Here is a 22890-nt window from a genome sequence, read left to right on the forward strand (position 1 = left end):
GCTGATTGTCGGTCAAGTTGAGAATAAATAGGCGAAGCACACGGGGAAACTAACGTGAGTCAAGGATATGATTACGATTTAGTAATTATCGGCGCTGGTGTAGGCGGACATGGCGCAGCCTTACACGCCGTAAGTTGTGGTTTGAAAACAGCAATTATTGAAGCTGCTGATATGGGAGGAACCTGTGTTAATCGGGGCTGTATTCCTTCTAAAGCGCTGCTGGCAGCATCTGGACGTGTGCGGGAGTTACGCAATGCCCACCACCTCAAGTCACTGGGAATTCAAATTGGTAGCGTAGAATTCGATCGCCAAGCGATCGCTAATCATGCTAACGATCTCGTCTCGAAAATTCAAGGCGACTTAACCAACAGCCTCAAACGTCTAAAAGTCGATATCATCAGAGGTTGGGGAAAAATCGCTGGGGCGCAAAAAGTCTCGATCATCGGAGACGGTGGTGAAAAAACCATCACAGCCAAAGACATTATCCTTTCGCCCGGTTCAATTCCTTTTGTACCTCCAGGGATTGAAGTAGACGGCAAAACTGTCTTTACCAGCGATCAAGGTGTCAAATTAGAGTCGTTACCAGACTGGGTGGCAATTATTGGTAGTGGTTACATCGGTTTAGAATTTTCTGATATTTACTCAGCTTTGGGTTGTGAAATCACCTTGATTGAAGCCCTAGATCAGTTAATGCCAGGATTTGACCGCGATATTGCCAAACTTGCCGAACGAGTGCTAATTACTCCTCGTGATATTGAAACGAAAGTCGGGATATACGCCAAAAAAGTTATTCCCGGTTCACCTGTGGTAATTGAGTTAGCAGATTTCAAAACCAAAGAAGATGTAGATATCATCGAGGTAGATGCTTGCTTGGTGGCTACGGGACGCATCCCGGCGACTAAAAATCTCGGTTTAGAGTCTGTGGGTGTGGAAGTCGATCGGCGGAATTTTATTCCAGTAGACGATCGCATGGCAGTACTATCAGCAGGTGAAGTCGTGCCGCATTTGTGGGCAATTGGCGACGCTAATGGGAAGATGATGTTAGCACATGCGGCTTCTGCTCAAGGCATCATCGCGGTAGAAAATATAGTTGGGAGGGAAAGAATAGTAGACTATCGCAGCATCCCCGCAGCGGCATTTACCCACCCAGAAGTCAGCTATGTAGGCTTAACTGAAACAGCAGCTAAGGAGTTGGGACAAGCCGAAGGATTTGAAATCGCCACAAGTAGGAGTTACTTCAAAGGAAATTCCAAAGCGTTGGCAGAAAACGAAGCCGACGGTATTGCCAAGGTGATATATCGCAAAGACACTGGAGAAGTCTTAGGAGTCCACATTTTCGGACTACACGCCTCAGACTTAATTCATGAAGCGTCAGCAGCGATCGCCAACCGTCAATCTGTCCACAATCTTGCACATCTAGTTCACGCCCACCCGACACTCTCGGAAGTCCTAGACGAAGCTTATAAACGAGCCATTTAGTCATTTGTCCTCTGTCATTTGTCCTTTGTCAATAAACAAGGACAAATGACCAATGACTAATGCCCAATGCCCAATGCCCAATGACAAATTATGCAAATCCGTCGCCGTTCACCTAACCTAGCTATTGATGTATCGATATTGCGTTATCAGGCTGTCGTGCCTGATGCAGCGCCAAACCACATCTTGGAAGAAATTGTCTGGCAGAAAGAAGTAGAATATGACCAAATGCGGGAAAAAGTTCCTTTGCAAGAATTACGGAAGCGGGTACTGACTGCGCCGCCAACGCGTGATTTTGTCGCCGCCTTGCGCCAAGGTAAGACTAAACCAGCATTGATTGCCGAAGTTAAAAAAGCTTCACCTAGCAAAGGTGCTTTACGAGAAGATTTTGACCCAGTAGCGATCGCCCTGTCTTATCAGCAAGGAGGTGCTAGTTGTCTTTCTGTGCTGACAGATGTCAAGTTCTTTCAAGGTAGTTTTGAAAACTTAGCCAAGGTTCGGGCTGCCGTAGATTTGCCCCTACTGTGCAAAGAGTTTGTCGTTTATGCTTATCAGATATACTTGGCGCGGGTTCAGGGTGCAGATGCTATTTTGTTGATTGCGGCTATTTTGAGCGATCAAGATTTGAAATACTTCTTGAAAATTGCTAACAACCTGAAAATGGCAACCTTGGTTGAAGTCCATAGCTTGGCAGAACTTGACCGTGTGTTAGCTTTAGATGGTGTCTCCTTAGTAGGAATCAATAATCGCAATTTGGAAGATTTCTCTGTTGATCTGCAAACTACTTGCGAACTTTTGGCTGCAAGGGGTAGACAATTGCAAGAGAAAAATATCCTTGTTGTCAGCGAGTCAGGACTACACAACCCAGAAGATTTGAGTTTAGTGCTGACAGCAGGTGCATCTGCTGTACTCATTGGAGAATCTTTGGTAAAACAACCAGATCCCGGCGCTGCGATCGCTCGTATATTACCGAGGAATTTTTGAAAGAAACACCCCACCTGCCCAAAAAACAACAGGACGACTGCACACAATAGTTGAACAATTGGGCACACTATGCGTATACACGCAGCACTTTGCCATCAAATACCATCAATATCTTTGCCAAATCTTCATTGCTAATCAAATCAAAGCCATAAGCAACTAGTTATTTATTATGTAACAATTTATTAATAAGAAACAAACTGTGACTAATACAAAATCCCAAATATGAAATCAAAATTTAACTTCATGGAGCAAATTCCTCTACCTTCACCTATTCACTACGAACTTATACTTCAACTCTTAGAAAGACAAACTATGTTAGCGGTCAATGATAACCCAGATTTACGGCATCAAGTGAATCAGCTCATTATTACTCTCCGTAAAGCTGCTGTACAGCAAAAGCGACTAGAAGAAATTTGCGAGTTTTCCTCTGTAACTATCGATCACCGTTGGTCAATCAACCATCATAACGATAGCAAAGTTGTTGCCCCCGATTGAAGTTGATAACCTAAATATCTCAACCTCAAATTTGGCATCTTTGTTAAGTTAGCTTCCCATCATCAGAAAGTGTCTCTGTTTATTCAAGTGGTCAGTGTTTAAAAACCCCACTGCACTTAGTTAACTCAAATGCGCGGTTTAGAGTGTGATTTCAAAGAATTTACATAGATTCTGCTGACAAAACTTTCTCTACTTTGCAAAAATATGTAGAAATGGTAGATGAAGATTTTAAATCGGCAGTCTCAATGCTCAGACTTTAATTAATATAAATCTTAATTTGTTGAGCTACTGTCCTCAAGTTATACATAGTTATTTTTTCGATAACTACTAGGTTATAGCATTTCCTAATAATATCAGGTACATTCATAGTCTCTTCTTTGCTTGCAGGGAGGGATTCGGGTTCTTGCAACTCACTCAAGCGAGAATCGCTATGGCTTCGACAATTTATACAAAAATACTATTGATGCTGTAGATAAAAATTGTCATCTTTATAAGATTTTAGCTCTGAAAAAGTTCATCTTGATTTAGACAAAACTGTAGATCAGTTAAAATATTGATGAGATTCTCTCTCGAATTTGACGAAAGATGAAATACAACAGTATTGATCAACTCCTCAGAAATAATCAGGCTTGGGTTGCCGAAAAGCTAGCTCTAGATCCAACTTACTTTCAAGAATTATCTAATGGACAAACACCACCTTTTCTATACATTGGGTGTTCTGATAGTCGTCTGGCATTAACAAAGTTTACCCGTACTGAACCAGGAGAGTTATTTGTACATCGTAATATTGCCAATCAAGTTTCTCTAACGGATATAAACTTTTTAGCCGTTTTAGAATACGCAATTTTACACCTAAAAGTGGAACACATTATTGTTTGTGGTCACTACGATTGCGGAGGAATTAAGGCAGCTTTAGAGGGGAGAACTATCGGAATTCTTGATAACTGGGTAAATCCGATTCGGGAATTGTATTTAGAGAAACAAGAAGAAATTGATGCTTTGCCAACAAGAGAAGAACGTCTGAATCGTTTGGCAGAAATCAATGTTGTGGCGCAAGTGAAAAATCTTTACCAAACTTCCGTCATGCGTCAAGTACTCCATGAGCGAAAAGCACCTATGGTTCACGGCTGGGTACTAGATATACGCACTGGGTTAATCAAAGATTTAAACGTTTCAACTGTGCAATGGCAATTGCACATCTGCCCCTTGCTTCTAGAGTTTAGACTCTATGCTATGTTAAAAAATTAGAGTTAATTCAGTATTTTCCGCCACATATAAGCCAACATTTAAGACTTGATAAATATTGTTTTTACAACTTTTATTTAGATATGGGTTTTATTGGGCAGTGTCTATGTATAATTCAAAAATCAAGTAGTATTTTTAAAGATTTTCGTTCAATTAAGTTTCCGAATACAAAGTAGTTAAGTTTATAAACTTTTTTATAGAGGCAATTCATGAATTGCCTCTATAAGAATCACTAATACAGAGATTGGTAGGTTTAACCTACTTCTACAAAAAATTATTTCTTAGAAATTATCCATACTGCATGAATAATCCCAGGAATGTAACCAAACAGCGTCAAAAGTATATTAATCCAAAAGTCTATACCAAAACCTACTTGTAAAAAAACTCCCAAAGGCGGCAGGAAAATGGCACACAGAATCCGAACTAAATCCATTTAAACCTCCTGTTAATCTCAGAAAAGACAGCTTGTTGGCAAACTAATTTACCACTGTTCAAGTCTATTTGTACCTCTCAAAGATAACATTTCCTCTCTTAATCTAGATCGCGGTTAAGATACGCTAAACCGCACTCAAGATTAGCCACCGCTAATTTTGGCTTTGTAACCTAGCTTGGTCAAAATCTCGACAATTTTCTGTTTGTGTTCGCCCTGAATTTCAATTTCGTTATCTTTAAGTGTCCCACCTGTCCCACACTGAGTTTTCAACTGCTTCAACAAATCTGCTAAGGTTTCTGGTTTGGCTTGAAAGCCACTAATTACTGTGACGGTTTTGCCTTTGCGTCCTTTGCGGGAAGCTTGTACTTTCAGATTTTGTTGTTGTGGGGGTAGTTCTGGAATTGGTCTTTCTATGGCGGCGGAGTTGTCGTTGCCAAATTCGCGGTAGACAAAGCTTTTGTCAGAAGATTGAGACTTGGAAGAAGACATAAATGAATGTTTAAGAAAAATTTCAAAGGCAGTGGAAACTTCTACGCAACCATTCTGCTGCTATACAATTTCTAGGCTAACATTACACATCCATACATCATAACCAAACTGACGTAATACTTGAACTATTCAGGAAAATGGCTTGTCTATATCTATAATTAAACCTAATCTTACCTAAACCATCTCAAACTCTAATTGATGACTCTTGAGAAAATCATGGGTAAAATGATCCACCACATTTGTATCAGCTAGTTCCAAATTATAAAAATCTACAGCTTCATGGTCAAAATGGGGGCCAGCGTGCCAAGTTCCCTCATGTAGCTTGATAAAACAATTTCCCGGAATGTGGAAAGCAGTAATCTCTGCTAATGCTGGTTCATTCTCATCATTATGAGGAGGACAAACTGCAATTAACCAATCCTTTCCTTCCAAAGAACCCAGACATTGAGTGCATTGCACATGGCGAGTAATTTTGTGGAACTTTCGCCCTCTCTTCTCCAATCGCATAATATAAAATTTTGGAATCCCGTTTTGCAAGTTTAACTGGGCATCTTCCCCATCATAAGTTTTCCCATCAAGACTTGCAAAAATCACCTGTCCATAACGCCGAAAGTTTTCAGAAGTCACCCATTGTACCTGCAATTGTTGCACTGTCTTTGATGTACTCATATCAAATCTTTAAGAGAGATTACTTACGTTTATTTTCCCCCAAAATGACTGAATTTTATACAACCATTATGGTGACTTCCTAAGTTTCAATGCCTTCAATTATGAAAAAATAACCTTAGCTAGCTAGATAACTACGTACTTGTTCCTTTTGGCGGCGGAGGAGACTGAGAGCTTTTTGTTCTATCTGACGCACCCGTTCTCGACTAATACCCATGCGATCGCCAATCTGTGCTAAAGAAAGTTCATACCCATCAGTTAGACCAAAGCGCAGGGTTAATATTTCTCGCTGCTGGGGCGACAGCTTTGCCAATAAGTCTTGTAAGTCTTGGTGGAGAGATTCTTCAACGGCATAATCTTCAGGAGAAGGACCATCATCCTCCAATATGTCTTGTAATTCAGTATCTTGCTGTTCACCAACTCGCGCCTCTAGAGAGAAGGGTTGACGGGCTAAGTACAAACACTCTCGAACTTGGCTAGGTGTCAAAGATAAAGCAGTGGCAATTTCAGCAGTAGTGGGAACGCGACCCAACTGTTGAGATAATTCTCGCTGCACCCGTTTAATTTTGTTCAGTTTCTCAAAGACGTGGATCGGTAAACGAATTGTACGTCCTTGTTGAGCGATCGCCCGTGTAATTCCTTGACGAATCCACCAGTAAGCATAAGTAGAAAACTTGTAACCAAGGGCAGGATCAAATTTATCTACCCCTCGTTCTAAACCTAAAGTACCTTCTTGAATTAAATCCATAAATTCCAGGTTGCGGTGCTGGTATTTCTTTGCCACAGCTACCACTAACCGCAGATTAGCCTGAATCATTTTCTGCTTGGACTGATGTCCTAAATTGAGCTGTTGCTCTAGCACCTCCACACTTAACTCCACCCGATCTGCCCATTCTTGCAGTGTGGGCTCGTGGTTTAATTTCACAGCTAATTCTTCCTTAGCAGCTAATAAATTCATCATCTGCTGCACTTGTTGGGCAAAAATAACCTCTTGTTCGCGAGTCAACAAATCTACACGCCCGATCTCTTGCAGATAACTACGCACAATATCATCTGTAGCTCGAGGCTTTTTATCTGCGGCTAAACTTTTTTTCTTCGTTTTTTGAACTTCGGTATGTGGAGATGTTAAGTTGCTCATGGTTATTTGCTCCTCTGTAACCTCATCAATTTATTGGTATCAAGTCTAGATATTCAGACCCACAGCCATTTCACACTGCTAATCAATAGATATCTTGCAAAAGTACTTAACACCCCATCCCTTAATTTCCTTCCCGCTTTCGGGGAGGGGAGACAAAGCTACGCTTTGGCGGGGTGGGGTTCTTAATTTGTAATTTATGCAAGAGGTCTAATCAATTTGCAACACTGATGAATTCTGGTCTATGATACATTACAAGTTAATTGTTGGAGATAATAAACCCAAAATCAACCCACCCCTTAATAATAACATCATCACCAGTCACAAATCAATTACCTAAAGTATCATTAGCATATCCTTTGAAGTAATTACATTCCTTTATCAGTGATTTTTGCATATTCTAAAATACAATTAACAATTAAATTTCGTCTAGTTATCCAATGCGGTTACTGGAAAAAGTAAAAAATACCAAACAACGATTCCATTATCTAAGAGTAAATTATTAATAGTAAGTTTTGAAATATCACAAAAAGTTCATTTATTGAAGTGTTAATAGTCGCTTATCAATAGATGTAATCTCATTAAATGAAAACTCATTAAATATAAAATATCCCTTTATTACCTCATTTTTTTTGTAATACAATCTAAGCATAGTAAGCCAGGTAGATAGTGGGCGATCGTTAAACATGAAATAAAGAACTTCTTCTGCTCCCCCTCTTTAATAACAGCCTTCCTTTAAGAATCTGGTCAAATACTTAGTGATTAGCCATCTGGTGAAATTAATTATGCAGTATCGAGAACACTTGCATAGACGTAGCAGTGCTACATCTGTACATTCATTCTGACTCATATCTCTTTCCTGGGATTTAGGATAATCAAGAAGACGCAGATATCTGTGACAATTGCACTTGTGTCATAATTGTATGCAGACATCTGCATTGGATGCGGTATTATCAACTTGATTACTCCTAGAGAAATTTTATGGAATAAAAGTACTAACAGTGGTAAGACTAACATCAAGGATGATACTTGGCAAGACAGCAACACCCGCGATCGCCCTAATATCCTCTTGAAGCAAAAAAATTTTTGTGTAAGGGTATCTAGTTGATTGTTGTGCAGCATAGCTTGAACAACAACATTCCCACTTTCTGGAGAAGTCGAAAATAGTCTAAAATTCCTAATGAAGGAACATCTCACAGCTTTCTCGCTTACTAGTTTCAACTTTTAGTTGACACAAAAGTACAGTTATGCATCTACATAGATGGTTAGCTTATTGCAAAGATTTTTGGGAAAATGGTACTATATTGAAGTTTTAATCTAACTCTTCAACCATCACTTTAGTAGATATCGGTTAAGAAAAGCATTCACCTCATTGGCGCATAATCCAACATTAACTATTTTTCCTGCTTTTCTGAGAATATCTAATCCTTTACCATTATTGCGCGGGTCGGGATCAAGTATAGATACATATATTTCCTCTATCCGACAATCTTCAGCGATCGCTAAAGCACATGCAGGTGTGCGTCCATGAAAAGAACAAGGTTCAAGAGTTACATACATTTTCAACAAGTTGAAAGCTTTGCCTTGAATCTGTTTAAGTGCGTCAGCTTCAGCATGGTGTTTTCCTGGTGCTTGCGTGTATCCTTTAGCTACTATCTCTTGACCATCTACGATCGCACAGCCTACTGGTGGGTTCGGCAAACATTCAGGCAAAGCTTTTCTGCTTTGAGCTAAAGCAGCCAGCATAAATATTTCATCCATATTTGAGTGTAAATTATCTAGATAAATCACATTACCAAGAATTAGCTATCTATTGTTAAAAAAGTTCCTATATCAAAATTTAGTAACTGTCACACGAATACCAGAATCCAGTTTAGGAACCTTGAGATACTCAATTGGTTCAGTACTTTGAGTCTTGGTTGGCTCCTGACATTGCTTAAAAAAAGCGCTTGGGTTATTGATGAACTCAAGCGGGTTAATTTTTTGGCATCCTCGCTCCTGCATTAGCGAAATTGATTCAGCAGTTTGTTTTGGATTATTACTCTGTCCTATAAAATTGCTCCATGTAGCGTTAATCGTAGCTGGTTCTGTCAATAAAACTCCAACCCGATCGTGATCGCCTATTGTTATAGGAACATTCTCTTGGTTAGCATCGGCTCTCTGACTGAGAGTGAGTGCGCTAATCACAACGGCTAAGAGAATAGAAGAGGATTTCATAATTCAATCTCTCAACATTTTATGTCAGTTTAATAATTACAATTGCCTAAATCCAAAAACAAAGAAATAGGAGGCTAGCTTGAGTACTTCAGCTTAACACAGGTAATAATAAATATAGCTAAACTTCATTAAAAATATAGTGAAATCTAGTAAAATATGACTGAAGTTTGGCAACCTTGAACAATTTGCTTGAGCTATTTGTCTGGTTAATTGAGATAGTAGCTGGATTTCTGCTGTCTTGTACTAGTCTGATGTAAACTAATTTATTGCTCTAACCACGCTGTCATTTGATACTCCTTTGTTAGGCTACGTTAAATTCAAGCTGGATAGGGTTGAAGATTAAATTTTGTGTAAATTAATTTTGTCTTACCACTTGTCTTCTAATCATTTGTACCGACTTAATTACCTGTACTAAGTCGGTCAGCGCAAAAATTTGTCTTATCGTAGCGAGCGATCAGACAGGAGGGAGCAGTAAAAATTAAACTGATTGTGAGTCCTTATAGGTTCAATACTCAAATCATGCAATTTTATGATTGCCAGTCCCGTATTATTCCCATTGACTATTGTTCAGAGCAAGAATTCATTGTTAGTTAAAGTTTTGAAGTAGCTTAAGGAAATATCCATCTAGTCTTTCTAGGTATCTCTTTTCACTGTCCAAAGCCTATCTCCGAAGTGCTTACATTGCTTATAGACTAGCACAATTGAACTATTCCTTACCTGAAGGAATTGACTCCTCTTGTCTTTTCAAAATCAGCAAACCGAGAGTGAATATATTAGTATTTTGTATAAATTTTTTGTAAAGTTATTAAAATCAGTGTTCTTACATAATATGATGGTGATTGTTAGGTTACTAATCAATACTTGCGTTAGTAGTAACACAAAACTAAGTTAACAAAAATTAAGCCCCAAAAATGGAAAGCAACTAAATCAGGGATAAAATTGTGAGTTATCCTGGCTTTGCTGTCAGTAGAATATCAATCTAAACTATTAGTTAACTTCAGATATTGAAGAACCTTAGCAATAAGGTATTAGCTAATAATCAACCCAAATATTAATACCACAAGGTAGACTACAGTGTTACTGTATTCCAAATTGTGAGAACAATCTGCTGTAAGTAAATAGTCTTTTTTTTTATAAAAGTTTACATATATTATGACGATGGAATCTTTACCAAATTTTGAAGAAGTAAATATTCAGAAATACTTAGAAGTTTTTCAACGGCGTTGGCTACCTCTAGTTGGAATTTTTGCCATATCTGTTAGCCTTGGATGCTTGTATGCATTTTCACTAAAACCTTCATACAAGGCAGAAGGAAGTTTGATGATTAAAACAAATCGCTCTTCCTCACTCACGGGCTTACCGGATGACATAGGACGCCTAGAAGCTTTGAATGTGAACGACAATCCCCTGGAAACTCAGGTGAGAGTTATTGGATCAAATCCAGTAATTGAGAAAACGATTAATTCCCTCAATCTTAAAGATAGTCAAGGCAAACTGCTCTCGATTCCCGATTTGGCAAAACAACTAAAAATAGAAGGAATTAAAGGCACTGATGTTGTACAACTTTCTTATAAAGGTGGCGATCCAGAACTAGCTGCCAAAATCGTTAATGAAGTTATTGACAGTTATATCGATCTAAATATAAAGGCTAATCAGAATGAAGCGCGGACAGCCAAACAAGTTCTTGTAACGGAAGTACCTAAAGCTGAGGAAGTTGTCAGAAGAGCCGAATCAAAACTGCGGCTATTTAAAGAAACGAATAAGGTTGTTGTCCTAGAACAAGAAGCAGCCGCAGCAGTCGATACCATTTCTAAGTTAGGAAACCAAATTTCTCAAGCTTTAGCTCAACTAGATGATGTGAAAGGTCGTCTAGAACAGTTAAGCAGTGAAGCTCAGGTAGATTCACGGCAAGGTGTAATCGAATCTGAATTGAGTCAAGCACCTGGAGTTCAGAAAGTGCTAGCCCAACTTCAAGAAACAGAAAGCCAACTTGCACTAGAGCGTACCCGTTTTTCACCTGAACACCCTACAATTACTAACTTAGAAGAAAAAGTCTTAGCTCTTAAGAACTTGTTAAAAGAGCGGACAGGACAAGTAGCTGGTGGAGCGCAGATAACACAGGGAAGTTTACAGGTTGGACAACTGCGGCAAAGCCTAATTGCAGATATTACTCGTGCTCAGGCAGAACGTGTTGGACTGGAGAGACAAATTGCCACACTCAAACAACAGCAAAATGCCTATATCAAACGAGCAAATAATTTGCCAAGGCTAGAACAAAGTCAACGAGAGCTAGAACGGAAACTGCAAGCAGCTCAAACGACTTACGAAACACTCTTAAAGAAACGCCAAGAGATTGATATTGCACAGAATCAAAAGATTCCTAATGCTCGTGTTATTTCCTATGCTTTAACCCCTGATAAAGCAGAAGGTCCTCGAAAAATGCTGTTTATTATTGGTGGAGCAGGAATTGGTTTTTTCTTAGGTATCATTGTCGCCTTTACTTTAGACTTGATAGACCGCTCGGTGAAGACCGTCAAAGAAGCCAAAGAAGTCTTGAGATACAGTGTTTTGGGAGTGATTCCTACACAAGGTAGAAATGGTAAAGATCATTCTTCTATACCAGGACTTGATAGACCTATTCCCAAAATTATTGGCAGAGATATTCCTTACTTCCCTGTTGGTAATGCATATCAAATACTACAAGTGAACTTGAAGTTCCTCTGTTCTGATAAACCGCTCAAAAGCATTGTAATTACAAGTTCCGTTGCCAAAGAAGGAAAGTCTGACGTATCTGCAAATTTAGCTGTGACTATGGCTCAGGCGGGGCGTAGGGTGTTGTTGGTGGATGCAGATATGCGTCATCCCATACAGCATCATATCTGGGGGCTAACAAATACAATGGGACTAAGTAATATCATAATGAATCAAGCTTCTTTAGATACAGTCATTCAGGAAGTCATGCCTAATCTGGAAGTTCTTACTTCTGGAGCTTTGCCTCCCAATCCAGTGGCAATGCTAGATTCTCAACGTATGGTGACATTAATTAGTAGCTTTGGGAGAGATTACGATCTTGTAATCTTCGATACTCCTCCACTGTCAGGAATAGCAGATGCTGCTGTTTTAAGCACCTTGACTGACGGTATCTTATTAGTCGTTCGTCCTGGAGTGGTTGACTTGAACAGTGCAAATGCAGCTAAAGAGTTTTTAACTCAGTCAGGTCAGAAGGTATTAGGGATAGTCATCAATGGTGTGAATACTAAAAATGAACCTAATAATTATTTTTATGACAATAAAAAACGACAAATTGAACAAGATTTAGTATCTTCTAGCAGTTTAACTAAATTTCGCAAAGAGCGTTAAGTTCTCTTAGAAAATGTAAAAGCTACCATCACTACAACCATCTAAACCCAATTTTGTGACTGTAGGAATAATGGATAAAACTAAAATCAAAACTTCTTGCTTAATTAATAATTACAATTATGCTCCATTTCTCTCTGAAGCAATTGATAGCGCTTTAAATCAGACTGTTAAATTTGATGAAATTATCATTGTTGATGATGCATCCACAGATAATTCGGCGGAAATTATCAATAACTTTACTCAAGTAGCTAATGTTAAATCTATCTTGAAAGAACAAAATCAAGGACAATTATCATCTTTTAATGAAGGTTTTTTAGCTGCAACTGGTGACATTATATTTTTTTTAGACGCTGATGATATTTATGAACCTCAGTATTTAGAAAATGCCCTAAACTTTTACACTAGACGCAGTGAATGTGATTTTGTATTTTGTGCGTATAAAAAATTTGGAGCAGTAGAAGGGACATTTCAAGACGATGCAGTTGATTTAAATTTGGGTTATTCAGTAATTAGAACTTTATATAATGGTGAATGGATTGGTTCCATAACTTCAACATTATCAATACGTAGAGAAATAGTCAGAAAATTTTTACCTATTCCAAATTTAGAAGATTGGCGTGTAAGGGCTGATGACTGTTTGATATGGGGAGCTTCTTTGGTGGGGGCTAAAAAGTTTTATATGTCTAAACCTTTAGTGATGTATAGAATACATGAAAACAATCAGTATCATAATAAGAACTTTTTAGATGTAGACAAAAACTATGAATACAAAAGATTCTGGAAACGCAATTCCTTGTTTAATTACATTCTGCAAAAAAACAATTTTAGCTCCCCATTACTCTTAGCTTTTACATCTATCAAGGAGTTACAAACAATACCATGCCCAAAATATCAGGATTTTGTTACTTATTTGAAAATAATATTTTTATTTGAGCATAGTTTGTATTGGAAAATCAAGGGCATTATTTTCTTACTTAGCTATTTTTTGAAAATTTTGATTAGTGGCAAATTAAAAACCTTGTAAGCGCTCAATAATGTGAGTTACTGAATAAATACACTTTCTTTTGTATTTGAGAAAATGAAAAAGTTGCATGAGCGAGATTGATAAATATAAATAATTGTATGTGATTAATTCACAAAAATAATGTTAAACAAATTAAAAATTAGAAACTTCTCGAAATTTAAATCTCGTTCTGGACTGCGTGCAATTGTTGCTAATACAGGTTGGTTATTTGCCGATCGCATTCTACGTATGGGTGCAAGCTTGGTTGTAGGAGTATGGGTAGCACGTTATTTAGGAGTAAAACAGTATGGTCTATTTAACTATGCTTTAGCTTTTGTTGCCTTATTCAGCCCAATTTTTACTCTCGGACTAGACGACGTAGTAGTTCGCCATCTTGTGCGTCAATCATCAAACAAAGAGGAAATTTTAGGAACTACTTTTTGGCTAAAATTTTTGGGTGGAATTGCTTCTGTTTTATTGGCAGTTAGCACGATGTTTTTCTTAGGTGAGCATGAAACACTAAAGATATGGCTAGTTGCAATTTTAGGAATAGCAGGAGTTTTTAGGGCATCTGATACTATTGAACTGTGGTTTCAATCACAGGTGCAGTCAAAATATACTGTAATCGCTAAAAACACGGCGTTTCTGCTAAATACTCTCATCAAAATCGTACTGATTTTAACAAAAGCACCGTTGCTAGCTTTTGCTTTGGTAACATTAGCAGAATTTGCAATGAGTGCAATTGGCTTACTAATTGTTTACCAAGTCAAAGGGTCTTCATTGTGGTTATGGCGTTGGAGCATTGCGGCTGCCAAAACTCTTCTGAAAGAGAGTTTACCTCTAATTTTTTCGGGGTTCGCCATCATGATTTTTATGAGAATAGATCAGGTGATGTTAGGTCAAATGATCGGAGATAGTGAGGTTGGTATTTATTCTGCGGCTGTACGTGTTTCTGAAATTTGGTATTTTATTCCGGGGGCTATTGTTTCTTCTGTTGCTCCAGCAATTTATGCCGCCAAGGAAAAATCAGAAAGTCTTTACTATCAGCGAATAGGACAATTACTCAGTCTCATGACATGTATATCTTTAGCAATTGCTCTTCCAATGTCCTTTTTATCTGACAAGATAATTATGGTGATGTTTGGAAGTGGATATGCAGAGGCAGGACCAATATTAGCAGTTCATATTTGGACTTCTTTGTTTGTATTTATGGGTCTTGCAACATCACCTTGGTTTATTGCTGAAGGTTTGAACCACGTTTCTTTAGGTAAGACTTTATTTGGAGCGATACTAAACATTATTCTCAATTTATTACTTATTCCTAAATATGCAGGACTTGGGGCTGCGATCGCAACAATAATATCTCAAGCTGCTGCTGCTTTTATATGTAATGCATTTGATTCAAGAACACAAAAGCTATTTAAAATTCAGGTGCGATCGCTTATTCATTTTTACAAATACTGATCGTTATTATTTAAATTTTATATGATGCAAACACCAGTAACTTTTATCATTTTTAAACGCCCCCAAATAACAGAAAAAGTTTTTGAGGCTATTCGCCAAGCCAAGCCAACAAAACTTTTTGTAATTGCAGATGGTCCCCGCACTAACCGCGAAGGTGAGGCAGAAAAATGCGAATCGACTAGGGAAATTATTGAGAGAGTTGATTGGGATTGTGAAGTAATAAAAAATTATTCTGATATCAACTTAGGTTGTGCAAAACGGGTATCAAGTGGTTTAGATTGGGTGTTTAATAATGTTGAGGAAACAATTATTTTAGAAGATGATTGTATTCCTCACCCAAGTTTTTTCAGGTTTAGCCAAGAACTGCTAGAAAAATATAGAAATGATACCAGAATCGCCACAATCTCTGCTCAAAATCTTCAACTTGAACAAAAACGTACAAATTACAGTTACTATTTTTCTCACTACAACCACTGCTGGGGTTGGGCAAGTTGGAGACGTGCTTGGCAACATTATGATTTGACTATCAAACTCTGGAAAGAGGTGCAAGCAGAAAACCTTTTACATGACATTCTTATAGATCAAAAAGCGGTAAATTATTGGCAACGAATATTTCAATCTGTTTATGATAATCCTACAGGTATAACCTGGGATTACCAATGGACATTTGCTTGTTGGATGCAGAGAAGCTTAAGTATTATTCCCAATGTCAATTTAATCTCTAATGTCGGTGTTGGTGCAGACGCAACTCATTTCACTTCAAATCAAGAATTTTCCTTCATCAATATGCCGATGCAAGCAATGGAATTTCCCTTAAAGCATCCACCATTTATTGTCAGGAATGTAGAAGCAGATAATTTTACACAGAAAACAGTCTATAAAGCAACTGCGTTGGACATTTTTAAAGAGGAAGTGAAGAAAAGGTTGAATTACTCAGCGATAAAAAAATAGATTAATTAAATATCCCAAATGAAAGTAAAATTAACTGAAAAAATATTAACTATCTTGCTATTACTCATTGCTGTAGGGGCATTAACAATACACCCCGCACAAGAAGTTTCCATGTCTACACTTGGAGGTGATAAGCTAGATACTATCTTCAATATAGTTTCATATTTAATCCTATTTTATTTCCTAATTTTATACTGGAAAGGTTTTATTTATGTAATTATTAGAAGTCCACTACAGTTTTTGTTACTAGCAATAGTTATATTTTCTCTTTTATGGTCAGAAGACCTAAGTTCTAGTCTTACTTATTTAAGAGGTCTAATCCGAATATATTTTCTTGCCATCTATTTAGCAATGCGTTATCCCCTTAAGGAACAAATTAAGCTGATAGCTTGGGCACTTGGGGTAGCTGCATCATTATCTATGCTATTTTCTGCATTCGTACCAGGTTATATTCACGAATCACCTGAATTACTAGGTATGTGGAGTGGAATTTATGGTCATAAAAATGAATTAGGTTACATGATGGCTTGGAGTGCAGGAGTTTTTTTGCACCTAGCTCTTAGTGTCCATCGATATCGCTGGTTGATGTGGACACTATGTGGGATATCTATATGTCTAATTATCCTTTCACGTTCAACAACGTCTTTAACGATTTTATTGACAATGATATTACTTTTACCTTTCTATAGATCCCTGAAGAAAACTAATTATAAATTACAAGTTATTACGATCACTTCAACTTTGATGTTACTGATGATTTCTTCAATATTACTTCTCAATAATGCCGAAACTGTAGTTGGTACTTCTGGTAAAGACCTTACCTTCAATGGACGCTCTGATCTTTGGGAGCTAGTAATTTCTAAGATTTTGGAAAGACCTTGGTTAGGTTATGGATTTTCGGGATTTTGGACTAGTAATGCTGCATCCAAATTAAGAGCTACTTACGATTGGGCAAGTAACGCCCATAATGGTTTTTTAGAATTATTGTTAGAATTGGGATTTGTAGGATTTTTGACTTTTGCAGCAGGGTTTATCCGGTTTTTCGTAATGGCATTGACTCGAATTATTTCTGTCGCTAAAAAGCCGGAAGATTATTGGCCAATGCAGATGCTAATTATTATAGTCATAGTTAATTTTTCAGAAGCCAGATTATTAACTCCTAGCTGGAATTGGTTAATGTATATCACCATGTCATTATCTTTGACTGTTGAATATCAACGAAATCGTAAAAATATTTTAGTCAATTAGTTTTTATGCCAGTCAGAAATAGTTTTAGTGATTATTAAGTTAATAAAAATGAAAATTTTACATATTAGTACCCATGATATTAATGGCGGTGCAGCGAGGGCTGCATATCGCTTACACGCAGGTTTACAGGATATAGGACTACAGTCACAAATGTTAGTTCAGGAAAAATATAGTAATGATAAAACAGTAATTGCACCTAAAATTAGACTGTTTCAAGGCATTGCTAAGGCAAAGTTGACAGTTGAAAGTTTGCCATTAAAGCTTTATCGTCAAAAGAAAAATACTCCATTTTTTACTCAATGGTTGCCAGATAGAGTTATTCCTAAAGTTGCTCAGATTAATCCAGATATAATCAATCTTCATTGGATTAGCGGAGGTTTTATGCAAATAGAAACATTTGCTAAACTGAAGCGTCCTCTAGTTTGGACTCTCCATGATATGTGGGGGTTTACTGGAGGGTGTCACGTTACTGGAGAATGCGATCGCTACAAAGTATCCTGTGGGGCTTGTCCTCAACTCAGCAGTGGTAATGAGTGGGATCTATCTCGTTGGGTATGGCAGCGCAAAGTAAAAGCCTGGAAAAATTTAAATTTAACTCTGGTTTCACCAAGTTCTTGGTTAGCGCAGTGCGCTCGTTCCAGTTCTTTGTTTCAGAATTTGCGAATCGAGGTAATTCCCCACGGACTGGATACTCAAAAATATCGACCGATTAATCAACATTTTGCCCGCGAAGCACTCAATCTACCCCAGGATAAGAAGCTGATACTTTTTGGAGCGATAGAAGCAACAAGCGATAGAAATAAAGGATTTCATTTATTGCAACCAGCTTTACAAGAATTGAGTAAATCTGGCTGGAAGGATGACTTGGAAGTTGTGATTTTTGGAGCATCTCAACCCGAAAATCCACCTGATTTAGGCTTCAAAACCCACTATTTGGGACACTTACATGATGATATATCTTTAGCGACTGTTTACTCAGCTGCTGATGTAATGCTTGTACCATCTCTTCAAGAATCTTTTGGACAGACAGCTTCGGAATCATTCGCTTGTGGTACTCCAGTTGTGGCGTTTAATGCTACTGGCTTAAAAGATATTGTCGATCATCAGCAGAATGGCTATTTGGCTAAACCTTATGAAGTTGAGGATTTTGCCAAAGGAATCACCTGGGTACTTGAAAATGAACAGAGGTTGCAAAAACTATCATTTTATGCTCGTGATAAAGCAGAGAAAGAATTCACTCTAGAACTTCAAGCAGGTCGTTATTCAGCCTTGTTTCAGGAAATATTGATGATAGCCAAGAAATCTTCATTGAGTAATTAACTTAGTAAATCAATACTTCATAATATGTCAATACCTATAGCTTTTATAATTTGTACAGAACCTGGCCGTTTAGAAGGTCAATCTTTGATGCTTGCAGAAAGTATTCGTAAGTTCTGCGGCGAATTGAAAAATACACCTATATATAGTTTCCATCCTAGAGTAGGTGAACCGATATTAAAACAAACCCAACAAGCCTTTGAAGCATTGCAGGTGACTCATCAACAAATTCCAATAAATCGAGAATTTCATGAATATTATTTAGCCAATAAGCCCCTAGTTTGTGCCTATGCCGAACAAAATATCGATGCAGAAATATTGGTTTTTTTAGACAGTGACAAATGCTTTTTTTCTGAACCAAAAGAATTTTTATTGCCCGTAGATTGTAATGTACGGATGCGTCCTGAGTATGGTCAAGGAATTGGTTCTACAGGTCTGCAAGATCCTCAAGAATGGTATTGGCAAAAACTATATGAAATACTGGGAGTAAAGCGTGAGGTATTTGTTGACACACCAATTGGTAATAAAAGAATCAGAGCCTACTGGAATTCTGGTTTGGTTGCTGTAAGAAGGAGTGCAGGTATATTTACAACTTGGAAAGAGAACTTTGAAAAAGTAATGCGCTTGGATATTACTCCTCCTCAAGGTATTTATTTTGTTGAGCAGTCTGTTCTGTCTGTAACTTTATGTGCCTTGGAAGAAAACGTTGAACATCTTCCTCCTAATTATAGTTACCCATTACCTTTACATAACCGTTTATCAAAAGAAATACAAATTAAACATTGGGATGATATTATATCCATTCATTATTTCAACTTATTTTTTTATAACGATTGGTATGGGCAAATAAAAAGATTGAAAAAGTTTAATGTCAATTCAGATAAATATCAATGGTTATGTGAAGAGGTTATCAGACTTAATATGCCTCGTGTATCAGTTTGGCATCGATATCTGTTGAGAGTCAGAAGAATGGAACAAAAGCTAAAAAGCTTTAATTTAGATATTAATTTCAGTGGCTGGATAGAAAGCAGGGTTAAGTTTTAAACTGACATCACGATAGATAAAAGGTAAAAATTTGATAATTTAGATTATGAATAAAATCCATCAAAAAGGTATCTAAATTTATTATTTGCATTAACTATTTTTGTACATATTATTAGGAGATAAATGGGATGAAAAAAGCGGATCTAGCTGTAATTATGACATGTTATAACAGACGGGATACAACTCTTGCCTGTCTAAGTGCTTTATATCAGCAAAAAAATTATTGTGATGTTTATTTAACCGATGATGGTAGTTCTGATGGGACTACAGAGGCTGTTAAAGCAGAATATCCAGAAGTACAAATTCTTCAAGGTAATGGCAATTTATTTTGGGTGGGAGGAATGCATCTCGCTTTTGGTGAAGCAATAAAATATCAATATGATTATTATCTGTGGTTGAATGATGACACATTTTTGGAAGGCAATGCTGTGAGTAAACTATTACAGGTTCATCAAAATTTGACGGAACTTGCTTATCCAGACTCAATTGTAGTTGGTTCAACTAAAGACTCAATTACAGGAAAAGCAACTTATGGAGGAGCGGTAAAATCTAAAAAGTGGTACTCTAATAAGTTTGAATTTTTAGAACCAAGTTCTGTTATCCAAAAATGCGATGCTATGTATGGTAACTGCGTGCTAATTCCTAAAAGTGTTGCCGCCAAAGTTGGCAATATTGATACAGCTTTTGTTCATAGTTTAGGAGATTTAGATTATGCCCTGAGAGCGCATAAATTGGGTTTTCAAATATGGGTAGCTCCTGGGTATATTGGTACTTGTACTAAAAATTCTATCCGTAATAGTTGGGCAGATACTAATTTAAATCTATTAGAACGCTTGAAAAAAGTACTACAAATTAAAGCATTTCCGTTGAAATCATGGACTATATTTTGTAGCAGACACTCTGGGCCATTTTGGATATTTTACTGGTTCTTACCTTATATCAGAGCAATTATTGGTTACAAAGATTTGGCTACCTCTCCTACCTTTTCTGAGGATATTAATCAAACTGGCTCAGAAGTTTAATACTTGCACAAGAGTCATTGGTAGATGATATTTGGATAAGTTATAACTTATCTTAATAATTTGACAAATGTAATTTCAATTTATAAAATAATAATCAGCAATCATTTTATGGGTAAACGCTTACTAATTGTCTCAACTCTCGATTCTAGTCAGCCATTTGGTGCATTTACTAGACCTTTTTATCTAGGACAATATCTTACTAAACATTTTGATGTTTTTCAGCTAGGTTTAGATTGTTCATCTGTGGATTATGCACCTTCTCTTTCTATTGGATCAAGAAGCTTGAAGTCATATATTCAATCCATAGAAAAATGCATCGACGAGTTTTGTCCAGACATTGTGTATGCTCAAGAAACACTACCTGGATTGGCTGCTTTAATTTCACTAAAGCTTAGAAAATACAGTAGTTCCTCTCTTGTGTTGGATTTTCATACATTTTCGCCTTATGAATACTGGATGCGCTTGTTTTCAGTTGCCAATCCTTTTAAAGAGTTTGCACAATGTATTAAGACATATATTGCTCAGGGAATTTTAATATTCTCTGGTAGTCCAATTATTGCAGCAGGTGAATCAATTCCTAAACTAATTTCCCAATGGTATGGAAAAATTCCACAGCAAATATATTCTATCGGGAATGGAGTTACTGAAGACTTACTCAATACTGAAGTTTTTCCAGATAAAGATCCTTATCAAGCATTGAGACCAGCTAAAATAGTGGTTATTATTGCTCCCAAAACATTTCAATTTCCAACTAATGATATGTCTGTATCAATGGCTATTGAGGTCGCTAAATGCCTTGAAAGTCATCAACAAAAAGTACATTTTGTTGTCATTGGTAGGGATAGTAGTGATATTTCAGAACCAATACCCTCTAACATTTCTTTTTTAGGATTTTTACCTAAAAGAGAAGACTTTATCGCCCATCTGAAATATGCAGATATTGCTTTGTTGCCATTTTCAAAACAAGCAGTAGCAGGTGGCGCTCGCAATAAAGCATTAGATTATTTCGCTAGTAGGAAATTAGTTGTATCAACACCAGAAGGCTTGCGAGGTTTAGAAGAATTTCGCAATTTAGAACATCTGTTAGTAACAGGATACTCTAGCGAGGAAGTCGCTAATACAATACTTGATGCTGCTTCAAATACTGATAAATATCAATCACTTGTAGATACAGCATATACTTTAATTACGGAAAAGTATTCCTGGAATGCAAGATCACAGAATATTGCAGAAATCCTCATGAAAATAAGTGCTTTTTAGTTATATTTAAATAATAATTTTTAACTAAAAAACTTAGGCATTTCAGTAGTGAACTATTACTAACTAATTTTCCAATACTCACCTTGACTTTTAAATAACATCTCATATTTATCAAAAAAAACAAGATATGAAAAAGCGATTTTCTTATAAAATTATTGGTGCTCAAGTGGATGCACTCTCCATCGTTGACTTAAATTTATTGATTGAAGAATCTATTAAGCAGGATGAAAAATGGATTATTGCTAATCACAACTTACATAGTCTTTATCTCTTCCATAACGATCTAAAAATGCAAGCTTTTTATTCCAAGGCAGAATATACCCATATTGATAGTATGCCTTTAGTGTTTATTGGAAAGTTGTTGGGTTTTCCAATTAAACGCGAACAAAGAGTAACCTATGCTGACTGGGTATGGCCTCTGATGGCAGAAGCTGCTACTAAAGGCTGGCGTGTATTTTATTTAGGTTCAAAGCCAGGAGTTGCTGAAAAAGCAGCAAATATTTTATGCCAGAAATTTCCTGGTTTACAGATTGCTTGCGCTCATGGCTATATTGATATAGATAAAGATAGTCAAGAAAATCTCGCCACTGTGGCTGCAATTAATGCTTACAAACCCCATGTATTAATGGTGGGAATGGGTATGCCACGCCAAGAGTATTGGATTTACGAAAATCTTGAACATCTTCATACCAACACTATTTTGACTAGTGGAGCCTGTATGGACTATATAGCAGGAGCAATACCTACTCCTCCTCGCTGGATGGGAAAAGTGGGGTTGGAATGGTTGTATCGCTTGTTATCTGAACCGAAAAGACTTTGGAAACGTTACTTACTTGAGCCTTGGTTTGTTGGCACATTATTTTTACGAGAAATTTGGAGTATCTCAAGTAAACGAAAAAAAAATAACCTGCTGGTATTTCTAAGTACGAAATTTCAAAAGTTCGTAGCTTGATCGAGTCTCTCATACTCTTACCAGCAGGTTGCTCAATTCGTCACGAATTTATGAAATGTTGTCCTAAGATTTAATAATTAATTAGTCAGTAAGTCTTATTCAACTTTCATAATAGTGAATAACTAAAAA

The 22890-nt window shown here is 37.1% G+C and carries 21 protein-coding genes; 14 read left to right on the forward strand and 7 right to left on the reverse strand.

Features of this window, described 5'->3' with window-relative positions; genetic code table 11:
- Positions 1-54: 54 nt before the first annotated feature.
- The 4 genes from lpdA (at position 55) to HWQ43_RS11865 (ending at position 4203) form a co-directional block, all read left to right on the forward strand.
- On the forward strand, positions 55-1479 hold the full coding sequence (gene lpdA, locus HWQ43_RS11850) for a dihydrolipoyl dehydrogenase (RefSeq protein WP_292733294.1): 1425 nt from the start codon (positions 55-57) through the stop codon (positions 1477-1479).
- A gap of 90 nt (positions 1480-1569) precedes the next feature.
- A complete protein-coding gene (gene trpC, locus HWQ43_RS11855; RefSeq protein ID WP_292733297.1) occupies positions 1570-2460 on the forward strand; it encodes an indole-3-glycerol phosphate synthase TrpC in 891 nt (296 codons plus the stop codon).
- Positions 2461-2703: 243 nt separating this feature from the next.
- On the forward strand, positions 2704-2955 hold the full coding sequence (locus HWQ43_RS11860; RefSeq protein WP_069072137.1) for a DUF5340 domain-containing protein: 252 nt from the start codon (positions 2704-2706) through the stop codon (positions 2953-2955).
- Positions 2956-3540: 585 nt separating this feature from the next.
- Complete coding sequence (locus HWQ43_RS11865; RefSeq protein WP_292733300.1) at positions 3541-4203, forward strand: carbonic anhydrase; 663 nt, start codon at positions 3541-3543, stop codon at positions 4201-4203.
- A gap of 271 nt (positions 4204-4474) precedes the next feature.
- On the opposite strand, the gene HWQ43_RS11870 is transcribed toward HWQ43_RS11865, so the two are convergent.
- The 7 genes from HWQ43_RS11870 to HWQ43_RS11900 all read right to left on the reverse strand — a co-directional run bounded on the left by HWQ43_RS11870 (position 4475) and on the right by HWQ43_RS11900 (position 9140).
- A complete protein-coding gene (locus tag HWQ43_RS11870; RefSeq protein WP_292733303.1) occupies positions 4475-4633 on the reverse strand; it encodes a YqaE/Pmp3 family membrane protein in 159 nt (52 codons plus the stop codon).
- A 141-nt stretch (positions 4634-4774) separates the two neighbouring features.
- Positions 4775-5122 carry a translation initiation factor gene (locus HWQ43_RS11875; protein ID WP_292733306.1) on the reverse strand — a complete coding sequence of 116 codons (348 nt, stop codon included), beginning with the start codon at positions 5120-5122 and terminating at the stop codon, positions 4775-4777.
- A 174-nt stretch (positions 5123-5296) separates the two neighbouring features.
- Complete coding sequence (locus HWQ43_RS11880; RefSeq protein WP_292733309.1) at positions 5297-5791, reverse strand: ureidoglycolate lyase; 495 nt, start codon at positions 5789-5791, stop codon at positions 5297-5299.
- A 115-nt stretch (positions 5792-5906) separates the two neighbouring features.
- On the reverse strand, positions 5907-6926 hold the full coding sequence (locus tag HWQ43_RS11885; protein WP_292733313.1) for an RNA polymerase sigma factor, RpoD/SigA family: 1020 nt from the start codon (positions 6924-6926) through the stop codon (positions 5907-5909).
- Positions 6927-7769: 843 nt separating this feature from the next.
- Positions 7770-8045 carry a hypothetical protein gene (locus HWQ43_RS11890; protein ID WP_292733316.1) on the reverse strand — a complete coding sequence of 92 codons (276 nt, stop codon included), beginning with the start codon at positions 8043-8045 and terminating at the stop codon, positions 7770-7772.
- Between the two features lie 210 nt (positions 8046-8255).
- Entirely contained in the window at positions 8256-8684 is a 429-nt protein-coding gene (locus HWQ43_RS11895) for a deaminase (protein ID WP_292733319.1), read from the reverse strand.
- A 72-nt stretch (positions 8685-8756) separates the two neighbouring features.
- Complete coding sequence (locus HWQ43_RS11900; RefSeq protein ID WP_292733322.1) at positions 8757-9140, reverse strand: hypothetical protein; 384 nt, start codon at positions 9138-9140, stop codon at positions 8757-8759.
- A gap of 1152 nt (positions 9141-10292) precedes the next feature.
- On the opposite strand from HWQ43_RS11900, the gene HWQ43_RS11905 reads away from it, so the two are divergent.
- The 10 genes from HWQ43_RS11905 to HWQ43_RS11950 all read left to right on the forward strand — a co-directional run bounded on the left by HWQ43_RS11905 (position 10293) and on the right by HWQ43_RS11950 (position 22761).
- Positions 10293-12500, forward strand: coding sequence for a polysaccharide biosynthesis tyrosine autokinase (locus HWQ43_RS11905; RefSeq protein WP_292733326.1), 2208 nt, complete (start codon positions 10293-10295; stop codon positions 12498-12500).
- 70 nt (positions 12501-12570) lie between these two features.
- A complete protein-coding gene (locus HWQ43_RS11910; RefSeq protein ID WP_292733329.1) occupies positions 12571-13524 on the forward strand; it encodes a glycosyltransferase family 2 protein in 954 nt (317 codons plus the stop codon).
- Between the two features lie 120 nt (positions 13525-13644).
- Complete coding sequence (locus tag HWQ43_RS11915) at positions 13645-14967, forward strand: flippase (protein ID WP_292733332.1); 1323 nt, start codon at positions 13645-13647, stop codon at positions 14965-14967.
- A gap of 24 nt (positions 14968-14991) precedes the next feature.
- Positions 14992-15918, forward strand: a complete 927-nt coding sequence (locus HWQ43_RS11920; protein ID WP_292733642.1) for a glycosyltransferase family 2 protein — start codon at positions 14992-14994, stop codon at positions 15916-15918.
- Between the two features lie 351 nt (positions 15919-16269).
- A complete protein-coding gene (locus HWQ43_RS11925; RefSeq protein WP_292733335.1) occupies positions 16270-17166 on the forward strand; it encodes an O-antigen ligase family protein in 897 nt (298 codons plus the stop codon).
- Positions 17167-17214: 48 nt separating this feature from the next.
- A complete protein-coding gene (locus HWQ43_RS11930; RefSeq protein ID WP_292733338.1) occupies positions 17215-18486 on the forward strand; it encodes a glycosyltransferase family 4 protein in 1272 nt (423 codons plus the stop codon).
- Between the two features lie 24 nt (positions 18487-18510).
- Positions 18511-19527, forward strand: a complete 1017-nt coding sequence (locus HWQ43_RS11935) for a hypothetical protein (protein ID WP_292733343.1) — start codon at positions 18511-18513, stop codon at positions 19525-19527.
- A 128-nt stretch (positions 19528-19655) separates the two neighbouring features.
- Positions 19656-20549: a glycosyltransferase family 2 protein gene (locus HWQ43_RS11940; protein WP_292733346.1), complete on the forward strand. Its 894-nt coding sequence runs from the start codon at positions 19656-19658 to the stop codon at positions 20547-20549.
- Between the two features lie 108 nt (positions 20550-20657).
- Positions 20658-21809 (forward strand): glycosyltransferase family 4 protein, encoded by a 1152-nt coding sequence (locus HWQ43_RS11945; protein ID WP_292733349.1) that lies wholly within the window; start codon positions 20658-20660, stop codon positions 21807-21809.
- Between the two features lie 127 nt (positions 21810-21936).
- On the forward strand, positions 21937-22761 hold the full coding sequence (locus tag HWQ43_RS11950; protein ID WP_292733352.1) for a WecB/TagA/CpsF family glycosyltransferase: 825 nt from the start codon (positions 21937-21939) through the stop codon (positions 22759-22761).
- Positions 22762-22890 lie beyond the last annotated feature (129 nt).

The organism is Nostoc sp. JL31 (assembly GCF_017114965.1).
In the GTDB taxonomy this organism is placed as follows: domain Bacteria; phylum Cyanobacteriota; class Cyanobacteriia; order Cyanobacteriales; family Nostocaceae; genus Nostoc; species Nostoc punctiforme_A.

Coding starts and splice junctions, on each gene's coding strand:
- HWQ43_RS11930 (WP_292733338.1), top strand. CDS start 17,215: ATGAAAATTTTACATATTAGTACCCATGATATTAATGGCGGTGCAGCG.
- HWQ43_RS11915 (WP_292733332.1), top strand. CDS start 13,645: ATGTTAAACAAATTAAAAATTAGAAACTTCTCGAAATTTAAATCTCGT.
- HWQ43_RS11925 (WP_292733335.1), top strand. CDS start 16,270: ATGCGTTATCCCCTTAAGGAACAAATTAAGCTGATAGCTTGGGCACTT.
- HWQ43_RS11895 (WP_292733319.1), bottom strand. CDS start 8,684: ATGGATGAAATATTTATGCTGGCTGCTTTAGCTCAAAGCAGAAAAGCT.
- HWQ43_RS11875 (WP_292733306.1), bottom strand. CDS start 5,122: ATGTCTTCTTCCAAGTCTCAATCTTCTGACAAAAGCTTTGTCTACCGC.
- trpC (WP_292733297.1), top strand. CDS start 1,570: ATGCAAATCCGTCGCCGTTCACCTAACCTAGCTATTGATGTATCGATA.
- HWQ43_RS11885 (WP_292733313.1), bottom strand. CDS start 6,926: ATGAGCAACTTAACATCTCCACATACCGAAGTTCAAAAAACGAAGAAA.
- HWQ43_RS11920 (WP_292733642.1), top strand. CDS start 14,992: ATGCAAACACCAGTAACTTTTATCATTTTTAAACGCCCCCAAATAACA.
- HWQ43_RS11950 (WP_292733352.1), top strand. CDS start 21,937: ATGAAAAAGCGATTTTCTTATAAAATTATTGGTGCTCAAGTGGATGCA.
- HWQ43_RS11940 (WP_292733346.1), top strand. CDS start 19,656: ATGAAAAAAGCGGATCTAGCTGTAATTATGACATGTTATAACAGACGG.
- HWQ43_RS11935 (WP_292733343.1), top strand. CDS start 18,511: ATGTCAATACCTATAGCTTTTATAATTTGTACAGAACCTGGCCGTTTA.
- HWQ43_RS11905 (WP_292733326.1), top strand. CDS start 10,293: ATGACGATGGAATCTTTACCAAATTTTGAAGAAGTAAATATTCAGAAA.
- HWQ43_RS11890 (WP_292733316.1), bottom strand. CDS start 8,045: ATGCTGCACAACAATCAACTAGATACCCTTACACAAAAATTTTTTTGC.
- HWQ43_RS11945 (WP_292733349.1), top strand. CDS start 20,658: ATGGGTAAACGCTTACTAATTGTCTCAACTCTCGATTCTAGTCAGCCA.
- HWQ43_RS11870 (WP_292733303.1), bottom strand. CDS start 4,633: ATGGATTTAGTTCGGATTCTGTGTGCCATTTTCCTGCCGCCTTTGGGA.
- HWQ43_RS11910 (WP_292733329.1), top strand. CDS start 12,571: ATGGATAAAACTAAAATCAAAACTTCTTGCTTAATTAATAATTACAAT.
- HWQ43_RS11860 (WP_069072137.1), top strand. CDS start 2,704: ATGGAGCAAATTCCTCTACCTTCACCTATTCACTACGAACTTATACTT.
- HWQ43_RS11900 (WP_292733322.1), bottom strand. CDS start 9,140: ATGAAATCCTCTTCTATTCTCTTAGCCGTTGTGATTAGCGCACTCACT.
- HWQ43_RS11880 (WP_292733309.1), bottom strand. CDS start 5,791: ATGAGTACATCAAAGACAGTGCAACAATTGCAGGTACAATGGGTGACT.
- HWQ43_RS11865 (WP_292733300.1), top strand. CDS start 3,541: ATGAAATACAACAGTATTGATCAACTCCTCAGAAATAATCAGGCTTGG.